General features: G+C 64.6%; 13 protein-coding genes. 9 read left to right on the plus strand and 4 right to left on the minus strand.

Going from position 1 to position 16038, the window contains the following annotated elements; translation table 11 throughout:
• The first annotated feature begins 5 nt into the window (after positions 1-5).
• The 8 genes from P9A16_RS18020 (at position 6) to P9A16_RS18055 (ending at position 9828) form a co-directional block, all read left to right on the plus strand.
• Positions 6-1910, plus strand: a complete 1905-nt coding sequence (locus P9A16_RS18020) for an ATP-binding protein (protein ID WP_278025819.1) — start codon at positions 6-8, stop codon at positions 1908-1910.
• Positions 1907-3235, plus strand: a complete 1329-nt coding sequence (locus tag P9A16_RS18025; protein ID WP_272790893.1) for a sigma-54-dependent transcriptional regulator — start codon at positions 1907-1909, stop codon at positions 3233-3235. Before P9A16_RS18020 ends, P9A16_RS18025 begins: the two co-directional genes overlap by 4 nt.
• A 160-nt stretch (positions 3236-3395) precedes the next feature.
• Positions 3396-4715, plus strand: a complete 1320-nt coding sequence (locus P9A16_RS18030; RefSeq protein ID WP_278025820.1) for an extracellular solute-binding protein — start codon at positions 3396-3398, stop codon at positions 4713-4715.
• 126 nt (positions 4716-4841) lie between these two features.
• Positions 4842-6554 (plus strand): ABC transporter permease, encoded by a 1713-nt coding sequence (locus P9A16_RS18035; protein WP_023512692.1) that lies wholly within the window; start codon positions 4842-4844, stop codon positions 6552-6554.
• A 17-nt stretch (positions 6555-6571) separates the two neighbouring features.
• The gene (locus P9A16_RS18040) at positions 6572-7672 is read left to right on the plus strand and encodes an ABC transporter ATP-binding protein (RefSeq protein WP_278025821.1); all 1101 of its coding nucleotides are present in this window, start codon (positions 6572-6574) and stop codon (positions 7670-7672) included.
• A 58-nt stretch (positions 7673-7730) separates the two neighbouring features.
• The gene (locus tag P9A16_RS18045) at positions 7731-8390 is read left to right on the plus strand and encodes a histidine phosphatase family protein (protein WP_023512690.1); all 660 of its coding nucleotides are present in this window, start codon (positions 7731-7733) and stop codon (positions 8388-8390) included.
• A gap of 215 nt (positions 8391-8605) precedes the next feature.
• Positions 8606-8791, plus strand: a complete 186-nt coding sequence (locus P9A16_RS18050; RefSeq protein WP_278025822.1) for a hypothetical protein — start codon at positions 8606-8608, stop codon at positions 8789-8791.
• Positions 8788-9828, plus strand: coding sequence for an isopenicillin N synthase family dioxygenase (locus P9A16_RS18055; protein WP_023512689.1), 1041 nt, complete (start codon positions 8788-8790; stop codon positions 9826-9828). Before P9A16_RS18050 ends, P9A16_RS18055 begins: the two co-directional genes overlap by 4 nt.
• A gap of 108 nt (positions 9829-9936) precedes the next feature.
• Here the strand turns inward: P9A16_RS18055 and ssuD are convergent, their stop codons facing one another.
• The 4 genes from ssuD to P9A16_RS18075 form a co-directional block, all read right to left on the minus strand.
• A complete protein-coding gene (gene ssuD / locus P9A16_RS18060) occupies positions 9937-11106 on the minus strand; it encodes an FMNH2-dependent alkanesulfonate monooxygenase (RefSeq protein WP_050745693.1) in 1170 nt (389 codons plus the stop codon).
• Between the two features lie 93 nt (positions 11107-11199).
• Positions 11200-12279, minus strand: coding sequence for an amino acid ABC transporter permease (locus P9A16_RS18065; RefSeq protein ID WP_278025823.1), 1080 nt, complete (start codon positions 12277-12279; stop codon positions 11200-11202).
• Complete coding sequence (locus tag P9A16_RS18070) at positions 12276-13475, minus strand: amino acid ABC transporter permease (protein WP_278025824.1); 1200 nt, start codon at positions 13473-13475, stop codon at positions 12276-12278. Before P9A16_RS18070 ends, P9A16_RS18065 begins: the two co-directional genes overlap by 4 nt.
• Positions 13475-14437 (minus strand): amino acid ABC transporter substrate-binding protein, encoded by a 963-nt coding sequence (locus P9A16_RS18075; protein ID WP_278025893.1) that lies wholly within the window; start codon positions 14435-14437, stop codon positions 13475-13477. Before P9A16_RS18075 ends, P9A16_RS18070 begins: the two co-directional genes overlap by 1 nt.
• A gap of 562 nt (positions 14438-14999) precedes the next feature.
• On the opposite strand from P9A16_RS18075, the gene P9A16_RS18080 reads away from it, so the two are divergent.
• Entirely contained in the window at positions 15000-16034 is a 1035-nt protein-coding gene (locus P9A16_RS18080; RefSeq protein ID WP_278025825.1) for an ABC transporter substrate-binding protein, read from the plus strand.
• The last annotated feature ends 4 nt before the right edge of the window (positions 16035-16038 follow it).

The raw sequence follows: 16038 nt of genomic DNA on the forward strand, positions 1-16038 counted from the left end.
CCGCCATGGAGACGAGCAAGAAATCACGATGGAACGGGCAGAGCCGCTGGCGTTTCGGTATCGGTGCGCGTCTTGGCGCGGCCTTCGTCGCCATCGTCGGCCTCGCCGTCTGCGCCAGCCTTGTCGGCTGGCTCTCCTACCGGGAATTGTCGGGCGAGCTTTCGCGCATCGCTGAAGTGCAGATGCCGCAGCTCGCTTTCGCCTCCCGGCTTTCCAAGGCGGGTGCCGATATCGGCTCGGTCACCGCCGCGCTGACCGGCGCGGAGACACGGGCGGAATATGACGAGACGAGGCGTGTCTATGCCGAACGGTTGGCGGCGCTGCAGGCGCTCCTGGAAAACCACGAGCCGGAGCCGTCGGTGCAATCCCTGCTGCCATTGGCGGCGTCGATCAACGGCAATCTCGCCCGGATCGACCTTGCCGCCGGCAAGCGCTTCACGCTGGCCGAGGCGATGCGCGCGGATGTGGAGGAGCTGCGCTGGGTTCAGGCCGATCTTATCGAAGAGGCCGATCCGTTGGTCGACGATATCCGCTTCAACATCGAGGCGGAGACACGCAACGGCCGCAGTGCCGCAGCGCTCGGAGAACAGCGGCGCAGCGAGGCGCTGCTCACCGTGGTGTCGCAGGCCAATCTTGCCACAGGGTTGATCGCCCGGCTGGTCAGCAGCGCGACGGCGGAGGAGGTTCAGGAGGCCAATGCCTTTCTCGGTGACAGCGCGGACGAGCTTGCCGCGCGCCTTGCGACGCTGGAGGGCTGGCCGGACAGCCTGACGGTGCGCCAGCTCGCCCGGCGCATCCTGCAGCAATCCGATCCCGCGACCGGCACGCCCAACCGGAAGCGCTCCGAAATGCGCGAGGCGGGCCGGCTCGGAGAACTGGCAAAGGAGAACAGCCGGCTCGTCGCGGAACTCGGCCAACGCATCGAGGCGGAGGTGGTGGCGATCGAGGCACGGGCGGGTACGGCGGCGCAGCGGGCTGCCGCGGCCATCGATCTCGGGCGAAAGCTGCTTGCGGCCATCGCCGTGCTGGCGGTGGTGCTTGCCATCGGCATCGGCGTCTTCTACGTGCATCGCAGTCTGCTGGCGCGCATCGATCAGCTCGCCCATGCCGCGATGGCGATCAGTGCGGGCAATCCGGCGGTGCGGATTCCCGCCGGTGGTGACGACGAGTTGGCGGACCTCGCCCGGGCCCTTACCCTGTTTCGCCAGACGCGTGACGAGCTGGTGCAGTCGGCCAAGCTGGCGGCGCTGGGCCAGATGGCGGCGGGCATCGGGCACGAACTGAACCAGCCGCTCGCGGCGATCCGCGCGCATATTCACAGTGGGTCGACGCTGATTGCGCGCGGCAACAGCGAGCAGGCGCTGAACAATTTGGAAAAGATCCGCGCTCTGACAGCCCGCATGGCCGGCCAGATAAGCCATATCCGTCGCTTCGCGCGCCGGCCGGATGCGGAGCTGCACCCCGTCGATCTTCCGGCTGTCGTACATGAAGCCCTGAGCCTTCTAGAGCACCGCTTCGAGGAGGAGCGGGTGACACTGAAGCTCGCCCTGCCGCCCGATATGCCGCGCGTGATGGCCGAACCGGTGCGGCTGGAGCAGGTCGTGGTGAACCTCATCGCCAATGCGCTCGATGCCGTCGCCGGTCGGCCTGAACGGGTAGTAACAGTGACGGCCGAGAAAAGCGATGCGGGAGCGAGCCTGATCGTCGGTGACACCGGCGCGGGTATCGCCGCGAAGGATCGCGGCGCAGTCTTCGATCCCTTCTTCACCACCAAGCCGGTCGGCGCCGGGCTCGGGCTCGGCCTTTCCATTTCCTACAACATTATCAAGGACTTCGGCGCCGACATCGGCGTGCTGGAGACCGGGCCCGGCGGCACGCGTTTCATCGTGTCCCTGAAAGGAGCGGCATGACCGCATCGACCGACATCATTCTCGTCGACGACGACGCCAATGTGCTAGACGCCTGCCGCGAACTGCTCGAGATCGAAGGATTTCGCGTCAGCGCGCATGGCTCCGTCGCCGCTGCGCTTTCCGGCCTGCAGGCGGACAGCGAGGCGGTGATCGTGTCGGATGTGCGCATGCCCCAGCAGGACGGCTTCGACCTTCTCGCCGCCGTGCGGGCCATCGACCGGGAGATTCCCATCGTGCTGATGACAGGCCATGGCGATATCCCGATGGCACTGCGCGCCATGCGGGATGGTGCCTGGGACTTCCTCGAAAAGCCGGCCGACCCGGTCCATCTCATCGAGACCGTACGTCGTGCGCTCGCCCATCGCCGGTTGCTCGTCGAAAACCGACGTCTGCGCCTTTCCGTTGCCATGGATGGTTGGGAGGCGCGGCTGATCGGCCATTCGGCGCCGATGGTGCTGCTGCGTGAGCGACTGCAGCGCATCGCCGGGGCCGCGACCGACATCCTCGTTCTGGGGGAAACCGGCACCGGCAAGGAGGTGACGGCGCGGGCGCTGCACGATTTCAGTGGGCGCAAGGGCCGCTTCGTCGCGGTCAATTGTGGCGCGATCCCGGAGACCATGCTGGAATCGGAACTGTTCGGCCATGAGGCCGGCGCCTTCACCGGGGCGAAGGACAAGCGCATCGGCAAGATCGAACATGCCGACGGCGGCACGCTCTTCCTCGACGAGATCGAATCCATGCCGCTGTCCGCGCAGGTCCGCCTGCTGCGTGTGCTTCAGGAGCGCGTCATCGAGCGGCTCGGTTCGAACGACGAGGTTGCGGTCGATCTCCAGGTCGTTGCCGCGACGAAGGCGGACCTGCATCAGCTCGCCCGGCAGGGCAGGTTTCGCGAGGACCTTGCCTACCGGCTCGACATCGCCCGCGTGGAGCTTCCCGCGCTTTCGGCGCGTCGGGGCGACGTGGCGCTGCTCTTCCGTCACTTCCTCGATCTTGCCGCCCGCCGCCAGGGCCGCGCGGCGCCGCATGTGGATGCGACCTTCCTTGCCGATCTCGACCGCCGCAGCTGGCCGGGCAATGTGCGGGAGCTGCGCAATGTCGCCGAACGCTATGTGCTCGGCCTGGAAGACCTGCCGGTCGGCGGGAGCGGGTCATCCGGGGAAACACTGGAGGCGCGCATGGATCGGGTGGAGCGGGCGATCCTCGTCGACAGCCTTGCCGAGCAAGACGGCCGCATCGGCACCACAGCCGATGCACTCGGCATCTCGCGCAAGACGCTCTATCTCAAGATGCGCAAGCACGGCCTCGGGGGCGAGGAGGAGGCGTGAGGTTACCGTTCTGACCCCGAGAATTGGGGGCGATGTTACCTTTCTTTCCCATTCTCCGGGCGGAAACACCGGTTTTCCGGGATTTTCGAAACTGGCACGGGCCTTGCTGACATCCTGATGACCGCCGGAGAGCCGGCGGTGCCATTGGGAGGAAAACCATATGCTCAAGACCATTGCCGCGGCGATGCTGATGTCGGCTGCCGCTCTTTCGACTGTTTATGCTGAGGACGGCGGAAAGGTCACCGTCATCACGTCCTTCTCCAAGGACGTCACCGATCCCTTCAAGGCCGGCTTCGAGGCCGCCAATCCCGGCTATACGCTCGACGTGCAGAACAAGAGCACGAGTTCCGGCGTCAAGTTCGTCGACGAGACGAAGGCCAACAACCAGGTCGACCTGTTCTGGGCTTCCGCGCCTGATGCTTTCGAGAATCTGAAGGGCCGCAACCTGCTCGCCAAGTTCGCTCCGTCCGTCACGGGCCTGCCGGAGAAGGTCGGCTCCTATCCCGTCAACGATCCGGATGGCTACTATTTCGGCTTTGCCGCGTCCGGCTACGGCATCATGTCGAACGACCGCTATCTGGAGGCCAACAACCTGCCGCAGCCCACGGAATGGAGCGATCTGCTGAAGCCGGAGTATCATGATCACATCGCGATCGCTGCGCCTTCGCGTTCCGGCACGACGCATCTCACCATCGAGACCATCCTCCAGGGTGAGGGCTGGGAAAAGGGCTGGGCGACGCTGACGGGCATCGGCGGCAACCTCCAGCAGGTGACGGAACGCTCCTTTGGCGTGCCGGATGCGGTGAACTCCGGCCAGACGGGTATCGGCATCGTCATCGACTTCTTCGCCTTCTCCGCCAAGGCGAGTGGTTTCCCCGTCAGCTTCAGCTATCCTTCGATCACCACCGTCGTGCCGGCCAATGTCGGCATCATCGCCAATGCGCCGAACCCGAAGGGTGCCGAAGCCTTCGTGAACTACCTGCTGTCGGAAAAGGGGCAGGCCGTTCTGCTCGAACCGGCAATCCGCCGCCTGCCGATCAATCCGGCGCTCTACAAGGACGCACCCGAAGGCTTCCCGAATCCCTTCGAGGATCCGCGCTTCCAGTCGATGATCACCTTCGATTCGGATGTTTCCAAGAAGCGCACGGATGTCGTCGACGCCCTCTATGACCAGCTGATCACCTTCCAGCTCGACAGCCTGCGCGATGCGACCAAGGCGATCCATGCTGCTGAGAAGGCATTGGCGAGCAACGACCAGGCCGAAGCGCGGGCGCTGATCGCCGAAGCGCACGGCCTGATCTCCAAGATGCCGGTCACGGCGGAGGAAGCTGCGAGCGACGAAATGCGCGCCGCCTTCACCGGCGGCGAGGAGAAAACGGCCCGCCAGGCCGAGCTGGAACAGGCGTGGGCGGCATTCGCCGGCGAGAAATACGCTGCCGCCAAGACCAAGGCCGAGCAGGCGCTCGACCTCATCGACTGACGCCTTGAGGGTTTCCGCGTCTCCTTGAGAGCGGAAACCCTCTCCTTCCTGTTTTCCCGTCCTGTCTTCGTTCCCCCGGTGCCCATCGGCCGCCGGGCCGGCCGATCTCATTCCGGAGACTGCCTCATGGCTTTCGCACTTTCATCCCTTCCTGCCCGGCGCATTACGGCGCGGCCCGGCCAGGTTCTGGCGGTGACGCTGATTGCGCTGTTTCTCGCGATCTTCCTCGTCATTCCCGCCGGAACGGTGATCTACACCGCCTTCACGGAGAAGGGCACCGGCGCGCTCACCGCCGTCAACTTCGTCGACTTCTTCAGGACCGACCTCTTCCGTCGCTCCTTCTTCAATTCCGTCTATGTCTCGGCCATGTCCGTCGTCTGGGCGAGCGCCATCGCGTTGCCGCTCGCGGTACTGACGACGCGCTTCGACTTTCGCGGATCGCTGGTCATCCAGACGCTCGGCTTCGTGCCGCTCATCATGCCGCCCTTCGTCGGCGCGGTTGCCATGCAGCTGCTGTTCGGCCGCAATGGCACCGTCAACCTTCTGCTCAACGACTGGTTCGGCGTCCGCATTCCTTTCATGGAAGGCCTGAACGGCGTCATCTTCGTGCAGTCGCTGCACTATTTCCCCTTCATCCTGATCAACCTCTCCACCAGCCTGCGCAACATCGACCGGTCGATGGAGGAGGCGGCGCAGAACCTCGGTTCGTCCGGCATGCGCCTCTTCCGCCGCATCGTCTTCCCGCTCGCCATGCCCGGCTACCTTGCCGGCGCATCGCTCGTCTTCGTCAAGGTCTTCGACGATCTCGCGACGCCGCTTCTCCTCAACGTCAAGGACATGCTGGCACCGCAGGCCTATCTGCGCGTGACCTCGGTTGGCCTGACCGACCCGATGGGCTACGTCATCTCCGTCATCCTCATCGTCGTCTCGATTTTCGCCATGTGGCTGTCGGCGGTCGCCATGCGCGGCAAGGACTATGCCACCACCCAGCGCGGCGGCGGTGGCCTGTCGCGGCGCAAGCTTGGCCTCGGCGAAAGCATCCTTGCCTACGGTGTCGTCGGCCTCATCCTCCTGCTCGTGCTCTCGCCGCATATCGGCCTGCTCATGCTGTCCTTCGCCACGGTCTGGTCCTTCAGCCCGTTGCCGGATGCGGTGACGCTGGCACATTACGGCCGCGTCTTCGGTGAAAGCTCGATCTACATCAAGAACACACTGATCTACGCGACGCTTGCCGGCCTCATCGACGTGGTCGTCGGCGGTGCCATCGCTTATCTCGTGCTGCGCACCAAGATCGTCGGCCGCCGCTGGCTTGACTGGGCGGCGACCTCGGCGCTCGCCATTCCCGGTGTCGTGCTTGGCATCGGCTATCTGCGCACCTTCTACGGCGTGACGCTGCCGGATGGTACGCCGCTCGCCACGCTTTGGGTCATGGTCGTGCTGGCGCTCGCCATCCGACGCCTGCCCTATGCACTGCGGGCCTGCTATGCCGCCCTGCAACAGGTGTCGGAATCGCTGGAAGAGGCGGCGGAAAACCTCGGGGCGACCAAGCAGCGGACCATCCGCCGCATCGTGCTGCCGCTGATGACGGGCGGGCTTCTTGCTGGCTTCGTCACCAGTTTCTCGACTGCTGCCGTCGAGCTCTCCGCGACGCTGATGCTCATCCAGAGCAATTCCGACGCCCCGCTCGCCTACGGCCTCTACGTCTTCATGCAATCGCCGGCCGGCCGCGGCCCCGGCGCTGCGCTCGGCGTCATCGCGGTCGTCATGGTCGCGCTCTGCACGCTGTTGTCCCACTACGTCATCGAGCGCCGCCAGAAGGCGCTCGGCATCGGCAAATGATCCGGGAGGAACGGACTATGACCATCAACATCGACAAGACGTCCCTTGCGGACAGCCCCGCCAAGGCGATCAGCATCCGCGACGTGAACCTCTACTACGGTTCGCTGCATGTGCTGAAGGACATCAATCTCGACATCCAGCCCGGCGAGTTCTTCGCCTTCCTCGGTCCGTCCGGTTGCGGGAAGACGACGCTGCTGCGCCTTATCGCGGGCTTCAACCAGGCCCAGAACGGTGCGGTCGTCGTCGGCGGCGAGGATGTGCTCGACATGCCGCCGTGGAAGCGCGACATCGGCATGGTGTTCCAGTCCTACGCGCTCTGGCCGCACATGACCGTCGCGCGCAACGTCGCCTTCGGCCTCGAGGAACGGCGCCTGCCGCGCGCCGAGGTGGACAAGCGGGTGGCTGCGGCCCTTGCGCTGGTCGGGCTCTCGCATCTTGCCGACCGGCGACCCTCGCAGCTTTCTGGCGGCCAGCAGCAGCGCGTGGCGCTTGCCCGCACCATCGCCATCGAGCCGAAGGTGCTGCTGCTCGACGAGCCGCTGTCGAACCTGGACGCGAAGATGCGCGTGGAGGTGCGGCGGGAGCTGCGCGAGCTCCAGCAGCGACTGAAGCTCACCACCATCTTCGTCACCCACGACCAGGAGGAGGCGAACACGGTCTGCGACCGCATCGCCGTCTTCAACGAGGGCCGTATCCAACAGGTCGGCACGCCGATGCATCTCTACGAGAAGCCGGCCAATCTCTTTGTCGCCAACTTCCTCGGCACGGCCAATATCCTGGAGGGCAGTGTGAAGGGCGAGGGCGCGACGCGCAGCTTCGAGGTTGCCGGTGGCGGCAGCATCCCGGTCCCGGCCGGTGTCGAGGTTCCGGCCGGTGCCAAGCTCGTTTTCCGGCCGCAATATGCGACGATCGGCACGGTCGAAACCGATGCCGTCCCGCTTTCCGGCACCATCGCGCACCGGGAGTTTCTCGGTGCCACGGTGCGCTACGGCGTGGAGGTGGGCAAGGCGACGGTGCTGGTCGATGCCCCCTTCCATTCCGGCGACGGCCTGCTTGCTCCGGGCAGCCAGACGGTGCTCGGCATCAAGCCGGCCTCCGTTCTGTGGCTTGCCGATTGACCCTCATAGCCTTCGCCGCTCCGGCGGCGAAGGTTTCTCCATGCAAAGGCCTCATGACATGACCGATACTCTGCCCACCCTCCTCGTCATTCGCCACGGGGAGACCCAATGGAACGTCGCCGGGCGCCTGCAAGGAAGCCGCGATACGCCGCTCACCGCCAATGGCGTGCGGCAGGCGCAGGCCGTAGCTGTGCGGCTTTCGGAAACCGTGGCCGGCCTGCAGGATGCAGCCTTCTGGGTGAGCCCTCTTGGCCGTGCCCGGCAGACCGCCTCCATCCTCGCCGATATCTGGGCGGTGCCCTTCGACCGCTTTGCCGAGGAGCCACGGCTTGCCGAGCGCAGCTACGGCGTTTGGGAAGGGCGCCTGCACGATGAGATCGAACGGGATCTGCCGGAGCAATATGGCGCAAACGCATCCGACCCCTGGGAGTACGCGATGCCGAGCGGCGAGAGCCGGACGGGGCTGACCGGGCGGTTGCAGGCATGGCTCCAGACCCTCGATCCGGCCCGCCCGCATATCGCCGTCACCCATAGCGGTTGCCTGCGCGCCTTGCGTGGTCTCTATACGCGCGCCTCACGCGCCGAGATCCTTGCCTATCGCGAGCCGCAGACGGCGGCGTTTCTCCTGACCGACCGGGCCGAGAGGCTGCTCGACGTCGCCCCTAACCTGCTGAAAGCATTCGGATGCGAAGGCGAAGGGAGGACGGTCTGGATATAGGGTACGATGGCGGCTTGCCGCGTGCCTTCGGGTGCCCTGCCGAGAACGGGCGGCAGCCATCCCGGCGCGACGCCTGCACGCGGCAAGCCTCATCCCCCCGCGCTTCGACGGTAGGAGAAAAAACTACGCTATCCCGGGCAAGTTGGAATGCACGCTCTCGATTAGATTAAATTCTATAGATTATATAATTTATTGAACTGTCGAAGGAGAACACCGTGACGATTGCAGGTTGCGCTTTACCCGTCGCGTCTGCTCCTGACGGTGCGATCGATCCCGGCCACGCTCGGCAGGCGCTTGCCGATGCACGGGCGGTCGATCTCCAAAGGCGAGTCGTCAACGCCGTCCAGCGCCTTCGGCCGTGGAGCGGCCTGCGCATCGTTTCTATCGAGGAGCTTTCATGACCATCCATACCAAGCCCATCCATTTGCCGACGATCGATTTTTCCCGCTTCTATGGCGGCCCAGCCGAGCGGGAGGGCTTTGTCCGGGAACTGACCCGCGTCCTGCATGATCACGGCTTCTTCTACCTGACCGGCCACGGCGTGCCACAGAGCCTGATCGACGACGTGCTCGCTGCCTCCAAGCGGTTTTTTGCGCTGCCGGAGGCGGAAAAGCTGTCGATCGAAATGGTGAAGTCGCCGCATTTCCGCGGCTACAACCGGGCGGGCTATGAACGTACCCGCGGAGAACAGGACTGGCGCGAGCAGCTTGACATCAACACGGAGGGCACCGCGATCGAGACGGCGCCGGCGACGCCCTGGAACCGCCTCTACGGTCCGAACCAGTGGCCGGCGGCCCAACCGGAGTTGAAACAGCTGCTGCTGCGCTATCAGGCGGAGGTCACCCGTATCGGGATCGATGTGCTGAAGGCCATTGCGCTTTCGCTCGGACAGCCGGAAGACGCCTTTGCCGAGATCTACGAGCCGTCGCCTTCGCAGCTTCTGAAGATCATCCGCTATCCCGGCCGTGAGGCCGCTGGCAGCGACCAGGGCGTCGGGGCGCACAAGGACGGCGGCTTCGTCACGGTGTTGCTGCAGGACACGACACCGGGTCTGCGTATCCGTACGGAAGAGGGTGTATGGATCGAGGCGCCGCCGGTGCCCGGCACGTTCATCATCAACAGCGGCGAGCTTCTGGAGCTGGCGACAAACGGGTTCGTGCGGGCGGACGTGCATGACGTCGTCACGCCGCCTGCCGGCACCGAGCGTTTCTCCGTCGCCTTCTTCCTCGGCGCGCGCTACGACGCGACCATCCCCGTGATCGCGCTGCCGGAGGAGCTGAAGCGCGCCGAACGGGGCGTGACGGTCGATCCGCTGAACCCGATCTTCCGCGAAGTCGGCATCAATCATCTGAAAAGCCGCCTGCGTTCCCACCCTGATGTCGCTGCCGCGCATCATCCGGATTTGCTGCATCTGCTGGAAAAGCCGGCCAAGGGATGACACCTGTGCCCGCTCGGAAGGGCGGGCGTCCCACGACGCCAGGGGTGATGAGGTGATTGGTCCGGGTGGCAGGCTGCCACCCGGATCATTTGCGAGAGGAAGCCACGTCTACGATGCGGAGGTCAGCTTGACGTTGCCGCCATGGCCGCCGCCGCCGAAGACCTGATGGCCGCCGAAGGAGGAGCGCAGCTGGTTGCGCGGGCCGGGCAGACCGAGTTCCGGAAAGAGCAGCTCGGAGACGCGGTAGGCCTCCTCCACATGCGGATAGCCCGACGCGATCACCGTATCGATCCCCAGCGCCTGGTATTCGCGAAGCCGCGCCGCGACCGTCTTCGGCGAGCCGACCAGCGCCGTGCCGGCGCCGGACCGCACGAGGCCGATGCCGGCCCACAGGTTGGGCGAGACCTCCAGCCTGTCGCGCCGGCCGTTATGCAGTGCCACCATGCGCGCCTGACCAACGGAATCGGAGTTCTTCGTCAGCACGTCCTGCGCCGAGGCGATGGCCTCGTCGGAAAGCTTCGAGATCAGTCGATCGGCGGCCTCCCAGGCCTCCTCGTCCGTCTCGCGCACGATGAAATGCAGGCGGATGCCGAAGGTCGCGGTGCGGCCTCTGGCGGCGGCGGCCCTGCGGGCATGGGCGATCTTTTCGGCGACCTGGGCCGGCGGCTCTCCCCAGGTGAGGTACTTGTCGACGATGCCGCCGGCGAAGTCGATCGCCGCATCGGACGAGCCGCCGAAATAGATCGGTGGGCGCGGCGCTTGCACGGGCGGCAGGCCGAGCTTGGCGTCGATCGCCTTGATGTACTTCCCGTCAAGGGTGGAGCGGCCGGTCTCGATCAGCTCGTTGAAGACCTGGAAGAACTCGCTCGCGTGGTCATAGCGTTCGTCGTGCGGCAGGAAGATGCCGTCGCCGGCAAGTTCCTCGGCGCTGCCGCCCACCACGATGTTGAGCAGAAGCCGGCCGTTCGACACGCGGTCGAGCGTGGAGGCAAGGCGAGCGTAGTAGGCCGGCGTCGCGGTGCCAGGGCGGATCGCCACCAGGAACTTCAGTTTTTCCGTGCGGGCAGCGAGATCGGCGGCGAGTACGAAGGATTCCTCGCAGGCGGCGCCGACGGGAATAAGCACCCCCGAATAGCCGAGACGGTCCGCCGCTACCGCAATCTCGCGGAAATAGCCCGGATCCGGCGGGCGACTCAGATCGTCGGAGCCGAGATAGGCGCCGTCGCCGGAACTCGGGATGAACCAAAGGAAATCAAGGGGCTGGTCGGTCGTGCTCATGCTGTGTCTTCCGGATTGGAGTGGATCACAATATGATAATAAATTCTATAGTTTGAGTAAGGAATTATATTCTTCGTACCGCTAACGGTGGAGTTATTCCTTGCGCGGCGCCTTCGGGGCGCCGGTTTGCGTCCTGCTGCCCGAAAGCCGGCGCTCCAGCCACCGGCTGTAGCGGGACGCGCCAAAGCAGATAACGAAGTAGACGAGGGCGACGACGAAATAGGCCTCATTGTAGAAACCCAGCCATTGCAGATCGGTGGCCGCCGCACGGGCGGCGTTGAGAAGATCGAAAATGCCGATGACGGCAAGAAGCGATGTCGCCAGGAGAAAGCCGATGGCGAGATTGACCATGCCGGGGATGACGATGCGAAAGGCCTGCGGCAGGATGACGAGGTGCTGTGTCCTCCAGTAGCCGAGGCCGAGCGCCGTTGCCGCCTCCCGTTGCCCGCCGGGAATGGCCTGCAGCCCGGCGCGGATGACCTCGGCGATGTAGGCGGCCCAGAACAGCGTCACCATGAGGATGGCGCGCAGCATCTTGTCGAAGGAGAGGCCGTCCGGCAGGGCCATGGGCAGGATCAGCATGGCTGCATAGAGGATGCCGACCATCGGCGTACCGCGCATCAGTTCGATATAGAGCACCGAGAAGGTGCGCAGCCCGCCGAGCGAGGAGCGGCGGGCCAGCGCCAGCAGTACGGCGATTGGCGTTGCCGCGGCAAAGCAGACGGCCCAGACGAAGAGCGTTACCGGCAGGCCGCCCCACTGGTTGGAGGCGATGGGGGTCGCGGTGAAGGTTCCGGCCAGGAGAAGCCAGCAGGCAAGGATCGCCAGCGGCCAGGCGAGAAGCAAGGTGCGGCCCCAGAAACGGGGCAGGGCGCTTGCCGTCAGGATCGCCGCGATGAGCAGGATGACGAGCGCTGGCCGCCATTGCAGGTCCGGGGGATAGAAGGCGAACAGAATGAAGCGCAGCTTCGCCGAAACGAAGGCCCAGCAGGCACCCTCCCGTGTGCAAGCGCTCGCATCGCCGCTGAAAGTGGCATCGAGCACGGCCCAGCGCAGCAGTGGCGGCAGGGTCTGCGACAGGACAAGCAGCGCCGCGGCGGTAATCAGCGTGTTCGTGCGCGTGCCGAAGAGGCCGGTGCGGAGCGTCGCGAGGGTTCGGGTCGCCGCCGTCATCGTTTGCCTCCACGAAGGGCGACACGGTTGTTGTAGGTATTCATGAGTGCGGACAGCGAGAGGTTGATGGCAAGGAAGGTCCCTATCAGAATGATCAGCGCTTCCATGGACTGGCCGGTCGTGTTGGCGGTCGTGTTGATGATGCTGACGAGGTCGGGAAAGCCGATGGCGACGGCAAGGCTCGAATCCTTCGTAAGGTCGAGATAGCTCGATGTCGTCAGCGGCGTGATGACGCGCAGCGCCTGGGGCAGCACGACAAGGCGGATGATCTGGCCGTCATGCAGCCCGAGCGCACGGGCTGCTTCCCACTGGCCGGCGCCGACCGATTGGATGCCGGCCCGCACGATCTCCGCGATCAGCGCGGAGAAGCGCACGACGAGACCGGTCAACAGCGCGGCGAATTCCGGTGAAAGATTGAGCCCGCCGCGAATGTTGAAGCCGGAAAGTGCCGGGGTTTCGGCGACTGGTTGGGCGCCGGAGAGGAGGAGAAAGGAAAGCGGTGCGGCGGTGGCAAGGACGACCGCCGCAAGGCCGGTCAGACGTGTAAGCCGGTGCGCGGCGCGCAGCGCGAGAAGGAGCGCGATGGCGCCAAGACCTGCAAGCGCCAGCGCCGCCGGCAGGCCGAATGCACCGCCCTCCAGCGACAGAGAAGGTATGTAGATGCCGCGATTGGTGAGGAAGACGGCGCCGAGGAGCGCGGTGGCCTGGCGCGGGGCGGGCAACGCCTTGGCGAGCCCCATCCAGAAGAAGAGCTGCAGCAGCAGCGGCGTGTTGCGGGTGATCTCGATGTACCAGCGCACGAGCGAGGAAAGCAGGAGATTGCGCGAAAGGCCGGCAATGCCGACGGCAACGCCGAGGACCGTCGCAAGCAGGCAGCCGAGGAGGGAGACCTTCAGCGTGTTGACAAGCCCGGCAAGGATCGCGCGCAGATAGGTATCGCCCGCGCGAAAGGCGATCGGGCTTTCGCCGATCTCGAAATTGGCGGAGCCGGACAGGAAGCCGAAGCCGGGCAGGATACCGATGCGTGCCATGGTTTCGAGCATATTGTGAACGAAGAGGGCCACGAAAAGTGCGACGACGGCAAGGAAGGCGAGCTGGCTGAGCGGCCAGCCACCCCACCAGGCGCGCACCTTCCCGAAGATGCCGGGCCTTGATGGGCCCGGCATCACGGCGCGAAACACGCGTCTGTCCGACATCAGCGGAATGGCGGCGAGTAGAGCAGGCCGCCGTTGGTCCACAGGCTGTTGTAACCGCGGTCCCACCCGAGGGGCTTCAGGTTGCGATCGAAGATCTCGCCGTAATTGCCGACGGTCTTGATGATGGTATAGGCCCATTTCGGATCGAGCCCGAGCTCGTTGGCGAAGGACGGATCGACGCCAAGGAAACGCTGGATGGCCGGATCGTCCGTCTCCAGGAATTCATCGACATTGGCCGAGGTGATGCCCCACTCTTCCGCCTGGATCGTCGCGTTGACCGTCCAGTTCACCAGTTCCAGCCAGCGGTCGTCGCCGCCGGCGATCGCCGGTGCGAGTGGTTCCTTGGAGAGGCGCTCGGGCAGGAGCACGTAGTCATCGGGTTTCTTCAGCTGGGTCCGCTTGCCGACGAGGTCGGAGGAGTCCTGCGTGATTGCATCGACCCGGCCGGATTCGAGCGCGTCGATGAACTGTCCGGTATCCTCGATGGTGACCGGCGTGAAGGTCTTGCCTGTCTTGCGGAAGAAGTCGGCGACGTTGAGTTCGCCCGTCGTGCCGCTTTGGGCGCCGATGGTTGCGCCGTCGAGGTCGGCTGCCTTGGTGACGCCGAGGTCCTTGCGCACGAGAATGCCCTGGCCGTCGTAGAAGACCGTCGGGCCGAAGTGGAAGCCGAGCTTGAAGGCGCGGGTGGTGGTGACGGTCACGCCCGAGAGCAGGATGTCGAACTCGCCGCTCTGCAAGGCGGGAAGACGCTGCTGTGGCGAGGAGGAGGTGAACTCCACCTTGTCCGGTGTGCCGAAGACGGCGATGGAAAGGGCGCGGCCGAAATCGATGAAGAAGCCCTGCCACTTGCCGTTGCTGTCGGGTGCGAAGAAGCCCGGCGTGGTACCGACGCCGACCTTGATCGTGCCGCGCTGGTTGATCTTGTCCAGCGTCGGGCCGGCATGGGCGAGACCGGAAAGCATGGTGGTGGTGAGGAAGGCCGCGGCCGCGGCCGATTGAATGATCCGCCGGAAGGATCTTTGCACTATCATATTGAAATGTCCCCATTTTCAAAAAAAGGATCGAACTTCCGGTGTGCGGGCGCTTTGGCTTGCACGGAAGGTATGTAGATATTATCTATATAATTAGTGTATTTAAGAAATGAACGTTCAATTTTGCCTGGAAGGAGAAGAAATTTGCTTCCCTGTCGGCGTCGTAGCGGACGGTTTTAACCGGCCGGGTGGAAAAGAACGCGGAACGCTCTGGTCGATTTGCGATCAGCGTTACGCGCTCCGCGATGGGGCCTAGGTTGAGAGAGCGTTCCCCTGTGGCAAGTCCTCAAAGGGAGACGGAAAAAGGGCCCGTTCGGGTCTGCCGCAATCCTGTTTGGGGGCGACGCTCTCGGGGTGGGAGAATGCAGGAAGCGTGGCGCCAGCGAATGGCAAAAGAATATTCCTCCTTGAGGCAACGTTATAATCTATAAAATCTATAAACTATATCAATTTTTGATAGACTGGCCTCCATCATTTCGCGAGGGGACATCCGATGAGCCGGCAATCTGAAACCATTCTTTCCAAGGGCCTGTCGCGCCGCGGCCTGATCAAGGCTGCGGGCGTAACCGCCCTGGCTGCCACGGCCGGGGTGATCGGCGCACGGTCGACGCGCTATGCTGTCGCCGGCAATCTCATTCCGATCAAGCTGGAATGGACCGAGGTCGCGGCCTGCCATTCGCCCGTCGGCTTTGGTCTTTCCAAGGGCATCTATGCAAAGCACGGGCTCGACGTGGAGCTGTTCTATCAGGGTGCAAGCGGGCAGACGCTCATTCAGGCGCTCGCCACCCGCAAGGCCGAAGCCGGTCCGGGCCTGCTCTATGACTGGCTGAAGCCGATCGAGCAGGGTTTCGACGTTCGGCTTTTTGCCGGCTCGCATGGCGGTTGCCAGAGCATCCTCGTAAAGCCCGACTCCGAGATCAGGACGCTGACTGACCTCAAGGGCAAGACGATCGGCACCTTCGACGTCATGTCGCCCTCGCGCGTCGCCTTCTCCGTCGCGCTCGCCAAGGCCGGCCTTAATCCGGAAGCCGACGTCACCTGGAAGGTCTTCCCCTTCGATCTCGTTGCAGAGGGCGTGCTGAAGGGCGAGGCGGATGCCGTCGCGCATATGGATCCCTGGGCCTATTCCTATGAGAAACAGCACGGTTTCCGCCGTGTCGCCGATACGCAGACCGGCACCTTCCAGGACCGCGTCTGCTGCGTGCTCGGCGTCAACGGCGATTATTACGAAGCCAACAAGGACGCCATCAAGCGGGTTGCGGCCGCCAATCTCGAGATCCACCAGTACACGGCAAAGCACCCGGACGAAGTCGCCAAATGGTACTTCGATACGCTGAGGCCGGGCCTGTCGCTGCAGGATCTGACCGAAGTCCTCGCCGCCTTCACCTATCATGACCATTGGTTCGGCAAGGAACTCCTGAAGGAAGTGCAGATCGGCTATGAGGACCTCAGGCTGACCGGTGTCATCGATGCCTCCACCGATCCGGAGGAGATCGCAAACCGCATCACCATCGACATTTTCGCGTGACGGC

The organism is Shinella sp. 838 (assembly GCF_029623935.1).
Classification (GTDB): Bacteria; Pseudomonadota; Alphaproteobacteria; order Rhizobiales; family Rhizobiaceae; genus Shinella.

What these genes read in the sequence shown, in the direction of transcription:
- P9A16_RS18020 (WP_278025819.1), top strand. Translation starts at nt 6, where the DNA reads ATGGAGACGAGCAAGAAATCACGATGGAACGGGCAGAGCCGCTGGCGT.
- P9A16_RS18025 (WP_272790893.1), top strand. Translation starts at nt 1,907, where the DNA reads ATGACCGCATCGACCGACATCATTCTCGTCGACGACGACGCCAATGTG.
- P9A16_RS18030 (WP_278025820.1), top strand. Translation starts at nt 3,396, where the DNA reads ATGCTCAAGACCATTGCCGCGGCGATGCTGATGTCGGCTGCCGCTCTT.
- P9A16_RS18035 (WP_023512692.1), top strand. Translation starts at nt 4,842, where the DNA reads ATGGCTTTCGCACTTTCATCCCTTCCTGCCCGGCGCATTACGGCGCGG.
- P9A16_RS18040 (WP_278025821.1), top strand. Translation starts at nt 6,572, where the DNA reads ATGACCATCAACATCGACAAGACGTCCCTTGCGGACAGCCCCGCCAAG.
- P9A16_RS18045 (WP_023512690.1), top strand. Translation starts at nt 7,731, where the DNA reads ATGACCGATACTCTGCCCACCCTCCTCGTCATTCGCCACGGGGAGACC.
- P9A16_RS18055 (WP_023512689.1), top strand. Translation starts at nt 8,788, where the DNA reads ATGACCATCCATACCAAGCCCATCCATTTGCCGACGATCGATTTTTCC.
- ssuD (WP_050745693.1), bottom strand. Translation starts at nt 11,106, where the DNA reads ATGAGCACGACCGACCAGCCCCTTGATTTCCTTTGGTTCATCCCGAGT.
- P9A16_RS18065 (WP_278025823.1), bottom strand. Translation starts at nt 12,279, where the DNA reads ATGACGGCGGCGACCCGAACCCTCGCGACGCTCCGCACCGGCCTCTTC.
- P9A16_RS18070 (WP_278025824.1), bottom strand. Translation starts at nt 13,475, where the DNA reads ATGTCGGACAGACGCGTGTTTCGCGCCGTGATGCCGGGCCCATCAAGG.
- P9A16_RS18075 (WP_278025893.1), bottom strand. Translation starts at nt 14,437, where the DNA reads ATGCTTTCCGGTCTCGCCCATGCCGGCCCGACGCTGGACAAGATCAAC.
- P9A16_RS18080 (WP_278025825.1), top strand. Translation starts at nt 15,000, where the DNA reads ATGAGCCGGCAATCTGAAACCATTCTTTCCAAGGGCCTGTCGCGCCGC.